Source organism: Streptomyces sp. H27-H1 (assembly GCF_026627445.1).
Taxonomy (GTDB): Bacteria; Actinomycetota; Actinomycetes; order Streptomycetales; family Streptomycetaceae; genus Streptomyces.
The window spans coordinates 128,811-146,920 of record NZ_JAPNLJ010000013.1 but is presented as its reverse complement, the minus strand read 5'-3'; the positions used below and the strand labels follow the sequence as shown (position 1 = coordinate 146,920).

Sequence of the window (18,110 nt, the reverse complement as noted above, 5' to 3'; positions counted from 1 at the left end):
CGGGGACAAACAGAAGGGCCGCGGATCCCGGGTGGGGTTCCGCGGCCCTGAAGGCGCCGGTCTGATCGTCGGATCAGACTGGATCACTCCAGGGTTCGAGCCCGCGGAAGGCCCACATCAGGTGGTGCTGCTGCTTCGTCTGCTTCGTCTTGACTCCGGCACCGGCTGCGGCCGCAAAGGCATAGGCGCCATGCGCCTTGGCTTCTGCTGCCATTACTGCCACCGGTGCCTGGGCCGGTCGCTCATTGCGCTCACTGACCCGCAGGGCGGTAGGCGCGGCGGACAGGGCGGGGCTGTCAGCGCAAATCGCGGACAGACCGGTACCCGGAAGACCGGAACCCGTGAGGGCAAGGAGCGTGGAGGAGCCGAGGGTGCAGGAAGCGGCAACCGAGCGATCGGTCATTTTGGTGGTGGTGATGAAGCTGGTCACTGGTCTCGCCTCCTCTCGGCGTCTCGGGGACCCGGCCCGAAGGCCTCGTCCCATGCGTATTCGGATAAGTACAGCACGGATCAGGGGCTTCGGAGAAGCCACCGTTTCCGTTGCTAAGAACCTATGGGGCTTCGCTGGGCATGTGCAAACTATTTTTCCGACGAGTTTCTACGCGTCGTCAGAATCTTCCGTCCCGGGCTCCCCACCTGCGCAGATGGCAAGCACGTCGGCTCCGTACCGCTCCAGCTTGCGGACGCCCACTCCCGAGATCATCGCGAGGTCTCCCTCCTGCGAGGGCGCGGCCTCCGCGATGGCCATCAGCGTCTTGTCCGTGAAGACGCAGTAGCCGGGCATGCCCTGCTCCTTCGCCTGGACGCCGCGCCAGTCCCGCAGCCGCTCGTAGAGCCCTTCGTCCATGTCCGAAGGGCAGTCCTCGCAGCGCAACAGTTTCAGCTCGCCGGCGTCGGTCAGGGTCTTGCGACAGACCCGGCAGACGGCGGGGCCGCGGCGGCCGCGCTTGCGCACCCCGGGCTCGGCCGGGCCGCCCGGCCTGGTTCCCGGGGCCATGGAGCCCGGCCTCAGGCCGTTCAGGAAGCGGCTGGGGCGTCTGGACCCCCGGCCGCCCGGAGTCCGGGAGAGCGCCCAGGAGAGGGTCAGGTGGAGCCGGGCGCGGGTGACGCCGACGTAGAGCAGCCGACGCTCCTCCTCGACCTGCTCGTCGGTCTTCGCGTAGGTGATCGGGATCATGCCGTCGGTCAGGCCCACGAGGAACACGGCGTCCCATTCCAGGCCCTTCGCCGCGTGCAGCGAGGCGAGGGTGACGCCCTGGACGGTCGGGGCGTGCTGGGCGGCCTTGCGCTCCTCCAGCTCGACGATCAGGTCGGCGAGGGTGGCGGGGGGCCGGGCGCGGGCGAAGTCCTCGGCGAGCCGGACCAGCGCGGCCAGAGATTCCCACTGGTCGCGGACTGCGCCGGAGCCGGCGGGCGGTTCGCCGGTCCAGCCGGTGGAGCTGAGCACGGCCCGGACCTGGGATCCGAGCTCCACGACGTCGTCGAGCAGCCGGTCGTTGCCGCCGGAGCGGGCGGCTCCGCGCAGGGCGAGGATCGCCTTCTGCACCTCGGCGCGCTCGAAGAAGCGCTCGGCTCCGCGCAGCTGGTAGGGGACTCCGGCGTCGGCGAGGGCCTGCTCGTAGACCTCGGACTGGGCGTTGATCCGGTAGAGCACGGCGATCTCGCCGGCCGGGACGCCAGCCTTGACGAGGTCGCGGATCCGGTGGGCGACGCCCTCGGCCTCGGCGGGCTCGTCGGGGTACTCGGCATAGACCGGGTCGGGTCCGGTCTCGCGCTGGGAGACCAGTTCCAGGCGGTGCTCGGCGGCGCGGCCCTTGGCCTGGGCGAGGAGCCCGTTGGCGAGGTGGACCACCTGGGGGGTGGAGCGGTAGTCGCGCACCAGCTTGACCAGGGTGGCCTGCGGGTACTTGGTGCGGAAGTTCAGCAGGTGGTCGGGGGTGGCGCCGGTGAAGGAGTAGATCGTCTGGCTGGCGTCGCCGACCACGCAGAGGGTGTCGCGCTCACCGAGCCAGAGGTCCAGCAGCCGCTGCTGGAGCGGGCTGACGTCCTGGTACTCGTCGACGACGAAGTGCTGGTACTGGGTTCGGATCTGTTCGGCGATGTCGTGGCGGTCCTGCAGGATGCCGACGGTGAGAAGCAGCACGTCCTCGAAGTCGATCATGCCGCGGTCGCGCTTGAGCTGTTCGTAGGTCCCGTAGATCTGGGCGATCTCGGCCAGGTCCCGGGGGGCCTCGCGGCCGGATTTGCGGGCCGCCGCCGGGTAGTCGGCGGGCACCGTCTGTGTGACCTTCGCCCACTCGATCTCGCCGGTGACGTCGCGCAGCTCACCCCGGTCGAGGCGAATGCGGCAGCGCGCGCCCGCCTCGGCGACGAACTGGATCTTGCGCTCCAGCAGCCGGGGCACGTCTCCGCCGACCGCCTTGGGCCAGAAGTACTGCAGCTGGCGCAGGGCCGCGGAGTGGAAGGTACGCGCCTGCACCCCGCCGGCGCCCAGCTCGCGCAGGCGGCCGCGCATCTCGCCGGCGGCACGGTTGGTGAAGGTGACGGCCAGCACACTCGCCGGCATCAGCTGGCCGGAGCGGACCCCGTAGGCGATGCGGTGGGTGATCGCGCGGGTCTTGCCCGTGCCGGCGCCCGCGAGCACGCACACCGGTCCGCGCAGGGTCGTCGCGACCTCGCGCTGCTCCGGGTCCAGGCCCAGGAGCACCGCGTCGGCCGAGTCTGCGTCGGCCGTGAAGGATGAGGAGTGCGTTGCTGGTGTCACCCCGCCATGCTGCCAGGTCTCGTGGGGAGGCCGGGAAATCCGTCCACAGGCCGCCCGCGTTGTTCCGACCGGAACATCGTCGTACCGGTGGCGGGGCGGGGCGCCGACCCGGGCAGGGGGTCCAGGAACCGGCCGGGGGCGCGGGGGTCCTCGGGCAGAGGTGACGCGGTGCCCCGGCGGGGTTGCGGGAATGGACGCACGGTCCCGTACGTTCGACTACTCGGACCAAGGGGCACCCACGAATGGAGAGCGCAGCATGCAGGACGCGGGCACGGTCACGATGTACAGCACGACCTGGTGCGGCTACTGCCGCAGGCTGAAGACCCAGCTGGACCGGGAAGGCATCGCCTACACCGAGATCAACATCGAGCACGACCCCGCGTCCGCGGCGTTCGTGGAGAAGGCGAACGGCGGCAACCAGACCGTTCCCACCGTTCTCGTCACCTCCTCCGCGGGTAGCGAGTCGGTCATGACGAACCCGAGCCTGGCCCAGGTCAAGCAGGCCCTCGCCGTCTGATGTGCTGAACGCCACGTACGGAAAGGCCCCCGCCTCGGCGGGGGCTTCTGCGTTCCCGCGCCGCGTGGCCGGGCGCCGCGGCGGAGCCGGGACGTCCGGTTTCGGCGGCTCAGGAACCGGCCAACTGCGCTGTTAGCGTTGCCCCTTGGACAAGGGGGAGGGACCAGTACGTGCTTTCGACGATGTTTCGTATCGGCGGGGATCTGGAAGTTGGCAGGCTCGGTTTCGGGGCCATGCACTTGGCCGTGGACCCGGGTCCGGGCCGGGAGAACTCCCTCGCGGTGGCCCGGCGGGCCGTCGAGCTGGGCGTCACCCTGATCGACACCGCCTACATGTACGGCATGGGCGGCAACGAGGAGCTCCTGGCCGAGGCCCTGCACCCGTACCCCGACGGGGTCCTCGTCACCACCAAGGCCGGGGTCGCCCGGTCGGGCCCCTCGGGTGAGTGGAAGCTCGACGCGCGGCCGGCCGCGCTGCGCGAGCAGGTCGAGCAGGCGCTGCGCCGACTGCGCGTCGAGCGGATCGAGCTGCTCCAGCTGCACCGCCTCGACCCCCGGACGCCGCTCACCGACCAGATCGGCACGCTGCGGGACCTGCGCGCCGAGGGCAAGATCGGCCGCATCGGCCTGTCGGAGGTCACCGTCGAGGAGCTCGGCCGGGCACGGGAGATCGTCGACATCGCGAGCGTCCAGAACCGCTACAACCTGCTCGACCGGGAGCACGAGCCCGTGCTCGAGGCCTGTGAGGCGGCGGGCATCGCGTTCCTGCCCTGGCGCACCGTCGCCTGGGGAAAGGCCGGGGCGCGGGCCGAGATCGCCGCCGTGGCGGCCGAGGCCGACGCCACCCCCACGCAGGTCGCGCTCGCCTGGCTCCTCGGCCGCTCGCCGGTCGTCCTGCCGATCCCGGGCACCTCCCGGATCGCGCACCTGGAGGAGAACCTCGCCGCGCAACGCCTCCACCTGACCGACGCCCAGAGGCTCCGCCTCGACGGGCTGTCGGACCGCGACGGCGGCGACGCGCTCCGGGGGGAGCAGTCGTGAACCGATACGGCCTGCCCGTGGGGGAAGCATCCGTCGGGGGCCCCGCCACCTCTTCCGCGATCCCGCGGGGCCTGCCCTCGTCACTCAGGCGATGATCGCCACCTCGGGCCAGAAGAGGAAGGTGACGACGCAGGGAATGTTGAGCGCGGGAAGGACGGACTCCGGGTCGAGCCACGGGGAACGGCTCCGTACGGGTACGGGTACGGGTACCGGTCCGGGTCAGGCGGTCGTGGCCGGCTTCGGGAGGGGCTTGCCGTACCAGAGTTCCACCAGGCGGGCCGCGATGGAGATGCCTGCGGGCGGGAGGACCTCGCCGACCTCGATGGCCGTGCGCAGATCGTCGCGGGAGAACCAGCGGGCCTCCTGGATCTCGTCGCCGTCGACGGTGATGTCGAAGGTGACGGCGCGCGCCGTGAAGCCCAGCATCAGGCTGTACGGGAACGGCCAGGGCTGGCTGGCGACGTATTCGACCTCGCCGACCTTGACGCCCGCTTCCTCCCACACCTCGCGGATGACCGACTGCTCGATCGACTCGCCCGGCTCCACGAACCCGGCGAGGGTGGAGAAGCGGCCCTCCGGCCAGTGCACCTGGCGGCCCAGCAGCGCACGGTCCTGGTCGTCCGTGACCAGCATGATCACGGCCGGGTCGGTCCGCGGGTAGTGCTCCGCACCGCAGCCGGGGCAGCGGCGGATGTGCCCGGCCGCGGCGACCACCGTGCGCTCGCCGCAGCGCGAGCAGAAGCGGTGCATGCGCTGCCAGTTCTCCAGCGCCACCGCGTGCACCATCAGCCCGGCGTCCCGCGGGCACAGCAGGAGTCCGGCCTCGCGCAGGCCGGCCGGGCGGGCCGACTGGTCGATGCGGCCGGGCAGCGAGTCCTTCTGCAGCGCGAAGTACCGTACGCCGTCCTCGTCGGTCCCCAGGAAGTAGCGGTGGGTCTCGGTGACCGGGGCCTCGAAGGCCGGGGTCATCACGATGGCGGTGCCGCCGTCGGGGGTGTCGTCGATCAGGACCTGGCCGCCCGAGACGACGAAGACGCGGGTGCTGGGGTGGCTCCACGCCGCGGCGAGCCACGCCTCGTCGAGACGGTGGTGCGCGGCGCGGTCGATTCCGCTGGGCGCCGCCAGCGAGATCGGACGCTCGGACTCGGTATGGGTGCTCACAGGTACTTCCAACTCCCCCGGTGGCGGGACACAGGCAGGCTCAGCAGGACGGACGGGTGTGCGGTGGCGGGTGTGGGGCCGCGGGTACGGGTGCCGGCCGGGCGTCGTCAACCGGACGCCGGCTTCCAGTGGGCGGCCAGGTCGCTCCAGAGGTACGCCGTGGTCTCGACCCCCTTGGTGAGCAGGTCGAGCTCCACCTTCTCGTTCGGCGAGTGCCAGCCGTCGGAGGGTACGGAGATCCCGAGGAAGAGGACAGGGGCGTCCAGCACGTCCTGGAGGTCGGCCGCCGGACCCGAGCCGCCCTCGCGGGTGAACCGGATCTTCTGGCCGAAGGCCCGGCCCATGGCGCGTACGACCGACTGCAGCGCCGGGTGGTCCAGCGGGGTCAGGCACGGCCGGGTCGGGGCGCCGAAGGTGATGGAATGCCGGATTCCGGCCGGGACGCGTTCCTCGACCCAGGCCGTGACGGCGGTCTCGACCTCGTACGGGTCCTGCCCGGAGACCAGGCGGAAGGACAGCTTCAGGTGCGCCGAGGCGGGCACGATGGTCTTGCCGCCGGGCCCCTGGTAGCCGCCGCCGATGCCGTTGACCTCGGCGGTCGGGCGGGCCCACACGCGCTCCAGCGTGGAGTAGCCCGCCTCGCCCGCGGCCGCGTACGACCTGGCCGTACGGAGCCACTCGCTCTCGTCGAAGGGGAGCTCGGCGATCAGCTCGCGCTCCGCGTCGGTGAGCTCGGCGATGTTGTCGTAGAAGCCGGGGATCGTGACCCGCTCGTCCGCGTCGTGCAGGGCCGCGACGAGGCGGGCGGCGACGGTGGCCGGATTGGGTACGGCGCCGCCGAAGGCACCCGAGTGGATGTCCTGGTCGGGGCCGAACAGGTCGATCTCGCAGTCGGCGACGCCGCGCATGCCGGTGCAGACGGTGGGAGTGGTCTCGGACCACATGCCGGTGTCGGAGACGATCACGATGTCGGCGGCGAGGCGGGCCGCCTCGCGCTCAACGAGGGCGCGGAAGTGCGGGGAACCGGACTCCTCCTCGCCCTCGATGATCAGCTTCAGATGCACGGCCGGGGCGGACGCGCCGGTCGCCGCGAGGTGCGCCCGGACGCCGAGGGTGTGGAAGAAGACCTGCCCCTTGTCGTCGGCGGCGCCGCGCCCGTACATCCGGCCGTCCTTGATCACCGGCTCGAACGGGTCGGTGTGCCAGCCGTCGGCGAGGGCCGCGGGCTGCACGTCGTGGTGCCCGTAGACAAGGACGGTGGGGGCGGCGGGGTCCGCGCTGGGCCATTCGGCGAAGACGGCGGGGGCGCCGGCCGTCTGCCAGACCTCGGTGACCGGGAAACCGGTGTCCTCGAGCTTCGCGGCCAGCCAGTCGGCGCTGCGCCGTACATCGTCCGCGTGCTCGGGCTGGGCCGAGACGGAAGGGATGCGGAGCCAGTCGGCGAGGTCGTCGAGGAAGGCCGCACGGTGCGTGTCGATGTACGTGCGGACGACGCTGTCCGCCGGGATGTCGCTCATGCCACGAGCCTAACCGTCTGTTCGATGGTCACTTTCCGTGTCCGTTTTGCCTTGGAGGATCTGCTCAAGACGAGCGCGGTCGGGGAGGTTGCGGGGACGGATGACGCGGCCGCTGCGGACGTGCAGGAAGACGCCCCTGACATCGGTGAGGGGGATGTTCGCGGCTTCCGCCCAGGCCACGCGGTAGACGGCCAGCTGGAGCGGGTCGGCCTCGGTGGTGCGGCCGGTCTTCCAGTCGACGATCTCGTACGTGCCGTCGGGGTTGCGGTACACGGCGTCGATCCGGCCCCTGATCACCCGGCCGGCGAGGGTGATCTGGACCGGGACCTCCATGCGGTACGGGGTCCGGTCGGCGTACGCGGACCGCTCGAAGGCCGCCTTGAGGGAGTCGAGGTCGGCCTCGTCGGCGATGTCCTGGTCGGAGCCGTCCCCGGCGGGGGCTCCGGGGAGATCGGTGAGGGGGTCGAGGACATCGAGGTGGGGCAGCGGGAGCTCGTCGAAGCGGGACTCCACCCAGGCGTGGAACCGGGTGCCCTGGCGGGCGGCGGGCTGCGGGGGCTTGGGCATGGGGCGGGCGAGGTCGCGTACGAAGCCCTGCTCATCGGCGGCGAGCCGGAGCAGCTGGCTGGCGGAGAGCGCGGGCGGGAGCTCCACGTCACGGACCGCCGCGCGGGCTCGGCGGAGCTCGCCCTCCAGGGCGTCGAGGTCGCGGTCCCATGAGGCGATGGCCCGGGCGTCTTCCGGGGTCGGCTCGGCGGGATGCGGTGGCCGTCGGTGCGGGGCCGCGTCCTGCGGCAACAAGTCCTCGTCGGCGGCGCCGGGCTTGGCGGGGTGCGGTGTGGCGGGGTGCGGTGTGGCGGCTGCGGGCGCGGTGACGGTGGCGGCCTCGGGCCAGCCTTCCTCGGGGTCCGGCCACAGGTCGTCCGGGGCCTGGGGGTGGGCTTCTTCTTCCCCCACCCCGCCCCCTCCCGAAACCGGGGCTTCGCCCCGGACCCCCTTCGGGCTCCCGCCCGCGCCGGGGCGTGCCCCGGGCGCCGGGGGCTTGGCGGGGAGGCCGGCGGGCGCGCCCGGGCCCGTCCCGGCCTCCGGCGGCCAGGAGGTGTCGGTGGCCGCGGGAGGGTCCAGCGGGACCGGCTGCGGGATGTCCGTGTCCGGAGGCCCGTCCACAGCATCCGGCCAGGGGTCATCCGTACCCGCAGCGCCGCCCAGCGGGACCGGCCAAGGGGTCTCCGTGCCCGCAGGCCCGTCCAGGGGGTCCGGCCAGGGGGTTGGGGGTTCCTCGTCGTAGGCGGGGTCTTCGCAGTCGGGGGGCCAGAGGTAGGTGTCCTCCGGCTGGGGTTCCGGGGGGTTCGGGGTGCCGGGTGGGGTCGGGTGGAGGTAGGACTCGACCAGGGTGGCTGCTTCTCGGCGCAGGGCGAGGGAGGCGGGGTCCAGGGGAAGCGGCCAGGAGTGGTCCGGGGTGGAGTCCGTGGCCAGGGCCGGGTTCTCGGCGTCCGCCTCGGGGGTGTCGGCCCAGGCCTCGATCTCGCCGTGGCCCGCGGCGCAGTGGTCGTAGAGGGCGGTCAGGAAGGCGGACGGGCCGCGCGGCTTCTTCTGCGTCGGGCCCCACCAGTGGCCCGAGGCCAGGAGGAGGGAACGCGGACGGGTGAAGGTGACGTAGCCGAGGCGCAGTTCCTCGACGGCTTTGTGGGTCTTCAGGGCCGATTTGAAGGAGCGCAGGCCGGCCGAGGTCCATTCGGGGGCGGGCGGAAGCGTCGGCGCGTCCCCGCGCAGGGCGTACGGGAGGACCTTCGCGTACGAGGTCCAGGCCTCCGGGGCCTTCTCCTTCGGGAACGAGCCCGCGCACAGGTCGGGGACCACGACCACGTCCCACTCCAGGCCCTTGGACTTGTGGGCCGTGAGCACCTTGACCGTGTTCTCCCCGCCCGGCAGTGCGTGGTCCAGGCCCTTCTCGTACTGGGCCGCCGTGCGCAGGAAGCCGAGGAAGGCCAGCAGGGAGGCCTCGCCGTCCAGGGAGGCGAAGCCGGCCGCCACGTCCATGAAGCTCGACAGGGTCTCCCGACGGCGGGCCGCCAGCGCGTGCGGGGACGAGGCCAGCTCCACGTCGAGGCCGGTCGTCGACAGCACCCGGTGCAGTACGTCCATCAGCGGGTCCGAGAGCGAACGCCGCAGGTCGCGCAGTTCCTGGGCCAGGTGCGCGAAGCGGACCCGGGCCGCGGCGGAGAAGGGCAGCTGGTCGGGGGCGGACTGGCCCGAGCCGTCCAGGAAGGTTTCCAGGGCGTCGGCCAGCGACACGATCTCCGCCGGGTCCACGCCCTCGACCGCCGCCGCGAGGCGGTCCTCCTCCGCGGACGGGGAGCGGGCGATCAGCGTGCGGGCGCGGCGGCCCAGCAGCGCCAGATCGCGGGCGCCGATGCGCCAGCGCGGCCCGATGAGCAGCCGGACGAGCGCGGCATTGGCTCCCGGGTCCTGCAGGACCTCGCAGACGGCGACGAGGTCCGCGACCTCCGGGAGGTGCAGGAGCCCGGAGAGGCCGACCACCTCGACGGGGACGTCCCGCTCGACGAGGACGGCCTGGATCCGCGCGAAGTCCCCGCCCGAGCGGCACAGTACGGCGATGTCGCGCGGCTCCGTCCCGGTGCGGACCAGGTGGGCGATGGAGTCGCCGATCCAGTCGAGCTCCTGGGCGTGGGTCTCCAGGAGGGCGCAGCGGACGGACCCGTCCCGCTCCGCGCCCGGTGCGGGGCGCAGCGCCTGGACGCCCTCGTGCATGGCGCGCAGCGGGGTGGCGAGCTCGTTGGCCAGGTCCAGGAGGCGGCCGCCGCTGCGCCGGTTCTCGCTGAGGGAGAAGCGGGTGGCGGGGCGGCCGTCGGCGTAGGGGAAGTGCTCGGGAAAGTCGTCGAGGTTGGCCACGGAGGCGCCTCGCCAGCCGTAGATGGCCTGGCAGGGGTCGCCGACGGCGGTCACCGCGTGCCCGGTGCCCCCGCCGAACAGTCCGGACAGCAGCAGCCGCTGCGCGACCGAGGTGTCCTGGTACTCGTCGAGCAGGACGACCCGGAACTCCTCGCGCAGCAGGGCGCCGACCTCGGGCCGGGTGGTGGCGAGCCGCGCGGAGAGGGCTATCTGATCGCCGAAGTCGAGGAGGTCGCGGGAGTGTTTGGCGGCGCGGTAGCGCTCGGTCAGCTCCAGCAGTTCCAGGCGGCCCCGGACGGCTTCGGGCACCTTGCGCAGGTCCTCGTTGCTCAGCTTGACGTCCGCGAGGACGGAGAGGAGCTCCGTGTCGTACGCGCGCAGCCGCTCCGGCGGTACGAGGTGCTCGGAGAGCTCTCCGTCCAGCGCGAGCAGGTCACTGACCAGGTCGGGAACGGATTTGGTGAGGGCCGGATACGGTCCGGGGGCCTCGCGCAGGACGCGGGCGGCGAGCTGGAAGCGGGTGGCGTCGGCGAGCAGCCGGGCGCTGGGCTCCAGGCCGATGCGCAGGCCGTGGTCCTTGAGGAGCTGTCCGGCGAAGGCGTGGTACGTGGAGATGCGCGGCTCTCCGCCCGCCGCGCCGTCGCCGGCGTCGGCCGGGGAGGGGTCCGGATCGCTGATGCCGGCCCGCGCCAGGGCGGTGCGCACCCGCTCGGCGAGCTCGCCGGCGGCCTTGTTGGTGAAGGTCAGGCCGAGGACCTGCTCGGGCGCGACCGCGCCGGTGCCCACCAGCCAGACCACGCGGGCGGCCATGACGGTGGTCTTGCCGGAGCCGGCGCCGGCCACGATGACCTGCGGAGCGGGCGGGGCCGTGATGCAGGCCATCTGCTCGGGCGTGAAGGGGATCCCCAGGAGCTCCTTGAGCTGCTCGGGATCGGTGAGGGCCGGTGGGACGGACGGGCGCGCGGACACGTAAAAAGGCTAGCCGCACGGACTGACAGTCCTCGCCGCTCGGCCTACTCCACCGTCTGGCGGCCCTCCGGGCGGGCGCTGCACGAGGCCCGGAAGGAGCAGTGGTCGCAGTGCTTGCCGAGGGCGGGCGCGAAGCGCTCGTCGAGGACCCGGCCGGCGGCGGTGGCGAGCAGCTCGCCGACCCACTCGCCGGAGGCGCCGCCCTCCAGGGCCTGCTGCGCCTGGATCCTGGGCACCGTTTCTCCGCCGTCGCGCTGGGCGGCGCCCTGGCGCAGCTGCACGAGCTCCGCGCCGCCGGGTGCGGGGCGCAGCCCGTCGAAGACCTCGTCGACGGCGCCCTCGCGTACGGCGAGCTGGTACACGGCCAGCTGCGGGTGGCGGTCGACCTCCTTGGCCGTCGGCGCGGCCTTGCCGGTCTTGAAGTCGACGACGTACGCACGCCCCTGCGCGTCCGCCTCGACCCGGTCCATGGAACCCCTCACCCGCACGGCGTACTCCCCCGCGTCCAGGGTGACGTCGAAGTCGTGCTCGGTGGCCACGGCCGCCCGCCCCCCGCGGTCGGTGTTGTGCCAGCGCAGGAAGCGTTCCAGGGCGGCGCGGGCGTTGTCCTTCTCCTGTCGGGACTTCCAGGGTGCGTCGAAGGCGAGCGAGTCCCAGACGGAGTCGAGGCGTTCCATGAGGACGGCGAGGTCGGCGGGGGTGCGGCCGGAGGCGACCTCGTCGGCGAGGACGTGGACGACGTTGCCGAAGCCCTGGGCGGCGGTGGACGGGGCGTCGGCCTTGACCTCCCGGCCCAGGAACCACTGGAGGGAGCAGGTGTTGGCGAGCTGCTCCAGGGCGGAGCCGGACAGGGCGACGGGGTGGTCCCGGTCACGCAGCGGGACGCTGCTGCGGGTGGGCTCGTACAGCCCCCACCAGCGCTGCGGGTGCGCGGCGGGGACGAGCGGGCGGTCCTCGTCGTCGGTGAGCACGGCGAGCCGGGCGAGGCGCCGGGCGGCGGCGTCGCGCAGTGCGGGCGAGGCGTCGGGGTCGACGGTGGTGGCGCGGAGTTCCGCGACGAGCGCGGGGACGGCGAGCGGGCGGCGGGGGCGGCCGGTGACGTCCTTGACGGGGACACCCAGCTCGGTGAGCAGGCGGGAGGGCTGGTCGCCGTCCTCGGCGGGGGCCTTGACGGCGGTGACGACGAGGCGCTCGCGGGCGCGGGTGGCGGCGACGTAGAAGAGGCGGCGCTCCTCTGCGAGGAGCGCGCCGGGGGTCAGCGGCTCGGCGAGGCCGTCGCGGCCGATGCGGTCGGCTTCGAGGAGGGAGCCCCGGCGGCGCAGGTCCGGCCAGAGCCCTTCCTGTACGCCCGCGACGACGACGAGCCCCCACTCCAGTCCCTTGGACCGGTGCGCGGTCATGAGGCGGACGGCTTCGCGGCGGGTGGCGCGGGGGGTGAGGGTGTCTCCCGCGATGTCCTCGGCTTCGAGCTGTTCCAGGAAGTTGAGGGCGCCGCGGCCGCCGGTACGTTCCTCCGCGCGGGCGGCGGTGTCGAAGAGCGCGCAGACGGCGTCGAGGTCACGGTCGGCGTTGCGGCCGGCGGGTCCGCCGCGGCGGGCGCTGCGTTCGAGGCGCTGCGGCCAGGGAGTGCCGTCCCAGAGGGTCCACAGGACCTCCTCGGCGGCGCCCCCTCCGGCGAGGAGCTCCCGGGCCTTGCGCAGCAGCAGCCCGAGGCGCTGCGCGCCGCGGGCGTAGGCGGGATCGTGCGCGACGAGCCGCTCGGGCTCCGCGAGGGCTCGGGCGAGGAGTACGTCGGAGGGCGCCGGGGTGCGGACCCCGGCGGCCCGCTCCTCGTCGCGCAGCGCGCGGCCGAGACGGCGCAGGTCGGCGGCGTCCATCCCGCCGAGCGGCGAGGACAGCAGCACGAGCGCGGCCTCGACCCCGATCCACCCCTCACCGGCGAAACCGGTGCCCGGGGCGGGCCCGTCGGCGGAGCCGGTGGCCGGGGCCGGCCCGTCGGCGGAGCCCGTGCCCGAAGCAGGCCCGTCAGCGGAGCCTGTGTCGGCCCCCGGTGCGGACCGCTCGGTGTCGCCCTCGGTGGTGGGGGCGGCGGTACCCCGCCCGTCCGCCCCACTGTTGCGCTGGAGTGATCCCGATCCGATGTCTCCGGCGCCCGCGGCGCCGGGCACGACCGGGGCCGATGCGACGGCCGCGTCGGCCGCCGTGGGCGCCGGTGTGGTGATCGGGGTCGGGAGGCTGGATTCGGCGAGGGTGCGGAGGGCTGTGAGGAGGGGGGCTATGGCCGGTTCGTGGCGGAGGGGGGTGTCCGTGCCGTCCGTTTCGGCCGGGACGCCCGCCGCGATCAGGGCGCGGCGCATCTGCGGCAGGGTGCGGCCGCCCGCGCGGACCAGGACGGCCATGTCCTGCCACGGCACGCCCTCCTCCAGGTGGGCCCGGCGCAGGATGTCGGCGATGTTGTCCAGTTCCGCGCCGGCCGTCGGGTACGTGAACACCTCGACCCGGCCCCCTTCGCGGGTCGACGCGAGCGCGCGGTGGGCCCGTACCGCCGCCGAGGGCAGGCGCGGCATCGGCATGCGGGTGGTCAGGTGGCGGGTGGCGGCCAGGAGGACGGCCGAGGAGCGGCGGGAGACGGTCAGGGCCCGGACCTCCGCTCCCGGGAAGGCCGTCTCGAAGTCGAGGATGTTGTTGATGTCGGCGCCGCGGAAGGCGTAGATGGACTGGTCGGGGTCGCCGAAGGCGGTCAGCCGGCCCGCCGGACCGGCCAGCGCGCGCAGCAGCCGCAGCTGTGAGGCGTCGGTGTCCTGGTACTCGTCCACGTAGATCACGTCGTACATCGATGCCACCGACGGCGTGCGCTCCGCGAGGAGCACCGCCCGGTGGAGGAGTTCCGCGTAGTCCAGGGTGCCCTGGAGGTCCAGGACGTCCAGGTACTCGGCGAGGAAGGCCGCCGCCGCCTTCCAGTCCGGCCGGCCGAGGCGGGAGGCGAAGTCGGAGAGGGCCGCCGGGCCCAGGCCCAGTTCGCGGGCGCGGGCGAGCACCGCGCGGACCTCGTCCGCGAAGCCCCGTGTGGTCAGCGCGGCCCGCAGGTCGTCCGGCCACCGGATCGAGCGGATGCGGCGCTGTCCGTCCAGCAGGGTGCGGACCATGACGTCCTGCTCCGGTCCGGACAGCAGCCGCAGCGGGTCCGCGAACAGCTCGGCGTCCTGGTGGGCGCGGACCAGTCCGTAACAGAAGGAGTGGAAGGTGGTGGCCTGCGGGGCCCGCGCGCCGCCGAGCCGCAGGGCGGTCCGGTCGCGCAGTTCCACGGCGGCCTTGCGGCTGAAGGTGAGGATCAGCACGCGCGCCGGGTCGGCGCCCGCCTCGACGCGGGCCGCGACCGCTTCCACCAGCGTGGTCGTCTTTCCGGTGCCCGGTCCGGCCAGGACCAGCAGCGGTCCGCCGGTGTGCTCAACCACCGCCCGCTGCGCTGCGTCCAGCACAGGGGGATCCACCCGTTCCGCGCCGGTACGCACCAGGCGGTACGCGTCCGGGGTCCGCGTACGCCGCCGCTCGGTGCGGTGGCCGTCGGAGGAAGAGGAGTTCACGTGGGGTGCCGGTCCTGGTGGGTCTGCCGTTGCGGCGGTCGCTGCCGCAGCGGTTGCTGCTGCTGTGGTGACGGCCCGGGTGATGGCCGAAGCCGAAGCCGAAGCCGAAGCCGAAGGGGCAACGCTACGGCAAGCCGCGCGACGCGCGCAGTTTCCCCGGGGCTCCCGTCCTCACTGCCATCCGGTCCCACGCGTCCCCCGTACGGGGCTTCGCACGTCCCTTCGACCGCCCCTCCGGGCCGCACATGGCCGAAGCTGTCAGATGTGACCTTCGTCCCGCGCCGCGTCCCCGTCGTACCCGTCCCAGCGCGCCCGACGCATGTCGAGCCGCGGTTCGCCGTCGCCGGTCAGCCGCAGCGGGGTGGCCTCGGTCCGGTAGTTCTCCAGCGCCCGCCGCTCGCTGCCGGGCAGCGGGCGGCCGTCCGCCCGTACCACGCGCCACCAGGGCACCGCTCCCCCGTACAGCGCCATGACACGGCCCACCTGACGGGGCCCGCCCTCGCCGAGCCACTCCGCGACGTCGCCGTACGTCATCACCCGGCCGGGCGGAATCCGCTCGGCCGCCTCCAGTACCCGCTCGGCGTACGCCGGCAGCTCTTCGCTCATTCGGCCCATGGTGCGGCACCGGACCGGCAGGCGAGCGACAAGCCTGCGGAAGCGCGTGTTCCGGACCGGCTCGCACCCTGCTGCCCCCCGCGGTCTTCGGTCCGTGCCACCATCTTCCGGGCGGTGACGCGTGATACGTGATCAAGAAGAGATGGAAGTGACGGGAAAGGAGCAGGGTGTGAGTCCTCCGGACGGCGCGGCGGCGAACGACGGCGCGCGCCCTGACGAAAGCCCGCCGAAGGGCCACGAGGACATGCCCCCGGGTCTCCGGGCCGCCGAGCCCAAGGACGCCGAGACCCCGGAAGCCGAGCCCGAGGGCATCGAGCCCAAGAGCATCGAACCCCAGGCCGCCGAGCCCAAGACCGTCGAACCCAAGACCGTCGCCCCCCAGGCCGCCGAGCCGCTGGACCTCGAGACCCCGCACGGCCACACCCCGACGGCCGCCGACCAGGTCGAGGTCGACGAGCCGCTGCTCGCCGCCCGTGTGCACCGCCCCTCCGACCTCGTACGCCTCCTCGTCGGGATCCTCGGCATCGCCGTCGTCCTCGGCATCGCCGCCTTCGCCCACGGCACCACCGCGGGGCTGGAGGCCGACATCAGCAACGGCACCGGCCAGGCCCCCGACGTGCTGATCAAGGTCGCCGGGCTGGTGTCCAGCATCGCCGTGCTCCTCGTGCCCGTGGCTTTCGCCATCGAGCGGCTGATCAAACGCGACGGGCTGCGCATCGCCGACGGCGTTCTCGCCGCCGTCCTCGCGCACGGGGTCACCCTCGCCACCGACCTGTGGGTCTCCCAGGCCGCGCCCGAGACCATCCAGGACGCCCTCACCCGCCCCACCGGTCTCGGCGGCTCCCTCACCGACCCGGTGCACGGCTACCTCGCGCCCGTGATCGCGTACATGACCGCCGTCGGGATGACCCGGCGGCCGCGCTGGCGCGTCGCCCTGTGGGTGGTCCTGCTGCTGGACGCCTTCGCGATGCTGGTCAGCGGTTACACCACCCCCTTCTCGATCATCCTGACCGTGCTGATCGGCTGGAGCGTCGCGTACGGAACCCTGTACGCGGTCGGCTCGCCGAACGTCCGCCCCACCGGGCAGAACCTCCTCGCGGGCCTGCGCCGGGTCGGCTTCCAGCCGGTCAGCGCGATGCGCGCCGAGTCGCCCGAGGGTCCCGACAGCACCGAGGTCAGCGACCGGGGGCGGCGCTACCACGTCACCTTGGAGGAGGGCCCACCGCTCGACGTCACCGTCGTGGACCGGGAGCAGCAGGCCCACGGCTTCTACTACCGGGTCTGGCGCCGTCTCACCCTGCGCGGGATCACCACCGGGCGCAGTCTGCAGTCGCTGCGCCAGGCGCTCGAGCAGGAAGCGCTGCTGGCGTACGCGGCCATCGCCGCCGGAGCCAACGCGCCCAGACTCATCGCCACCTCCGAGCTGGGCCCGGACGCCGTGATGCTCGTCTACGAGCACCTGGGCGGCCGGAGCCTGGACTCGCTGGCCGACGAGGAGATCACCGACGCTTTGAGCCGCAACGCCTGGCAGCAGGTACGGGCCCTGCAGTCCCGGCGGATCGCGCACCGGCGGCTGACCGGGGACGCGCTCGTGGTGGATCGTTCCGGCAGCGGCGCGGCGAACACCATCACCCTGACCGACCTGCGCGGCGGCGAGATCGCGGCCGGTGACCTCGTACTGCGCATGGACATCGCGCAGCTGCTGACCACACTCGGCCTGCGGGTCGGCGCCGAGCGGTCGGTCGCCTCCGCGGTGTCGGTGCTCGGACCGGACGCGGTGGCGGACTGTCTGCCCCTGCTCCAGCCGATCGCGCTGAGCCGCTCCACGCGGGCGACGCTGCGCAGGCTCGCGCGGGAGCGGGCGGACCGGGAACGGGAAGCGGTACTGGAGTCCTCGCGGGCGGCGAAGGCGGCCCGCGGGGCCGGATCCGCTTCGGCCGGCTCCAGTTCCGCCGCGGAGCGCAAGGCCGAGAAGAAGGCCCTGGACGATGCGCTCGACGGGGCCCGCGAGGAGGACCTGCTGAGCCAGATCCGCCAGCAGGTGCTGCTGATCCGCCCGCAGGCGCCGGTGGAGCCGGCCCGGCTGGAGCGGATCCGGCCGCGCACGCTGGTCTCGTTCATCGCGGGCGCGTTCGGTGCGTACTTCCTGGTCACGCAGCTCGCACACGTGGACTTCGGGACCACCATCAGCGAAGCCCGCTGGGGCTGGGTCGGGGCGGCGCTCGCCTTCTCGGCGCTCACCTATTTCGCGGCGGCGATGAGCCTGCTGGGCTTCGTGCCCGAGCGGGTGTCGTTCCTGCGGACCGTACTGGCCCAGGTCGCCGGATCCTTCGTGAAGCTGGTGGCTCCGGCGGCGGTCGGCGGCGTGGCCCTGAACACCCGCTTCCTCCAGCGGGCCGGCATCCGGCCGGGGCTGGCGGTGGCCAGCGTGGGTGCCTCCCAGCTCTTCGGCCTGGCCAGCCACATCCTGCTGCTGCTGTCCTTCGGCTATCTGACGGGCACCGAGAAGACCCCGGAGATGACCCCGTCGAGGACGGTCATCGCGGGTCTGCTGACGGTGGCCGTGCTGGTGTTGGTGGTCACGGCCGTGCCTTTCCTGCGGAAGTTCGTGGCGACCCGGGTACGGGCCCTGTTCGCGGGAGTGGTCCCGCGCATGCTGGACGTGCTCCAGCGGCCGCAGAAGCTACTGACCGGCATCGGCGGGATGCTGCTGCTGACGGGCTGCTTCGTGATGTGCCTGGATGCCTCGATCCGCGCCTTCGGGGGCGGCGAGGCCATCAGCTACGCGAGCATCGCGGTGGTCTTCCTGGCCGGCAACGCCCTCGGCTCGGCGGCGCCGACTCCGGGCGGCATCGGCGCGGTGGAGACCACGCTGACGCTGGGTCTGATCGCGGCCGGGGTGGACAACCAGGTGGCGTTCTCGGCGGTACTGCTGTTCCGGGTGATGACGTTCTGGCTGCCGGTGCTGCCGGGGTGGATCTCCTTCAACTTCCTGACGCGCAAGGAAGCGATCTAAACCGCTGGAGCCCT

The 18,110-nt window shown here is 73.2% G+C and carries 10 protein-coding genes; 3 read left to right on the top strand and 7 right to left on the bottom strand.

Features of this window, described 5'->3' with window-relative positions; all coding sequences use genetic code 11:
* Positions 1 to 73: 73 nt before the first annotated feature.
* Together OTB20_RS16770 and OTB20_RS16765 are read right to left on the bottom strand one after the other, a co-directional pair.
* Positions 74 to 484: a hypothetical protein gene (locus OTB20_RS16770; RefSeq protein WP_267818328.1), complete on the bottom strand. Its 411-nt coding sequence runs from the start codon at positions 482 to 484 to the stop codon at positions 74 to 76.
* 114 nt (positions 485 to 598) lie between these two features.
* Positions 599 to 2,764, bottom strand: a complete 2,166-nt coding sequence (locus tag OTB20_RS16765; protein WP_267818327.1) for an ATP-dependent DNA helicase UvrD2 — start codon at positions 2,762 to 2,764, stop codon at positions 599 to 601.
* Positions 2,765 to 3,020: 256 nt separating this feature from the next.
* On the opposite strand from OTB20_RS16765, the gene OTB20_RS16760 reads away from it, so the two are divergent.
* Positions 3,021 to 3,281 (top strand): mycoredoxin, encoded by a 261-nt coding sequence (locus OTB20_RS16760; RefSeq protein ID WP_267755732.1) that lies wholly within the window; start codon positions 3,021 to 3,023, stop codon positions 3,279 to 3,281.
* Between the two features lie 182 nt (positions 3,282 to 3,463).
* Positions 3,464 to 4,321, top strand: coding sequence for an aldo/keto reductase (locus OTB20_RS16755; RefSeq protein ID WP_420716423.1), 858 nt, complete (start codon positions 3,464 to 3,466; stop codon positions 4,319 to 4,321).
* 219 nt (positions 4,322 to 4,540) lie between these two features.
* Here OTB20_RS16755 and nudC read toward each other — a convergent pair whose 3' ends face one another.
* From nudC to OTB20_RS16730, 5 genes are all read right to left on the bottom strand, one after another.
* On the bottom strand, positions 4,541 to 5,494 hold the full coding sequence (gene nudC / locus OTB20_RS16750; protein WP_420716416.1) for an NAD(+) diphosphatase: 954 nt from the start codon (positions 5,492 to 5,494) through the stop codon (positions 4,541 to 4,543).
* A gap of 95 nt (positions 5,495 to 5,589) precedes the next feature.
* Positions 5,590 to 6,999 carry a dipeptidase gene (locus tag OTB20_RS16745; protein ID WP_267818323.1) on the bottom strand — a complete coding sequence of 470 codons (1,410 nt, stop codon included), beginning with the start codon at positions 6,997 to 6,999 and terminating at the stop codon, positions 5,590 to 5,592.
* Positions 7,000 to 7,008: 9 nt separating this feature from the next.
* Positions 7,009 to 10,881, bottom strand: coding sequence for a UvrD-helicase domain-containing protein (locus OTB20_RS16740; RefSeq protein WP_267818322.1), 3,873 nt, complete (start codon positions 10,879 to 10,881; stop codon positions 7,009 to 7,011).
* A gap of 44 nt (positions 10,882 to 10,925) precedes the next feature.
* Positions 10,926 to 14,465 carry an ATP-dependent helicase gene (locus OTB20_RS16735; protein WP_267818320.1) on the bottom strand — a complete coding sequence of 1,180 codons (3,540 nt, stop codon included), beginning with the start codon at positions 14,463 to 14,465 and terminating at the stop codon, positions 10,926 to 10,928.
* 258 nt (positions 14,466 to 14,723) lie between these two features.
* Entirely contained in the window at positions 14,724 to 15,080 is a 357-nt protein-coding gene (locus tag OTB20_RS16730) for an MGMT family protein (protein ID WP_267818318.1), read from the bottom strand.
* A gap of 169 nt (positions 15,081 to 15,249) precedes the next feature.
* Between OTB20_RS16730 and OTB20_RS16725 the strand changes: the two genes are divergently transcribed.
* A complete protein-coding gene (locus OTB20_RS16725) occupies positions 15,250 to 18,096 on the top strand; it encodes a lysylphosphatidylglycerol synthase transmembrane domain-containing protein (RefSeq protein WP_420716415.1) in 2,847 nt (948 codons plus the stop codon).
* Positions 18,097 to 18,110 lie beyond the last annotated feature (14 nt).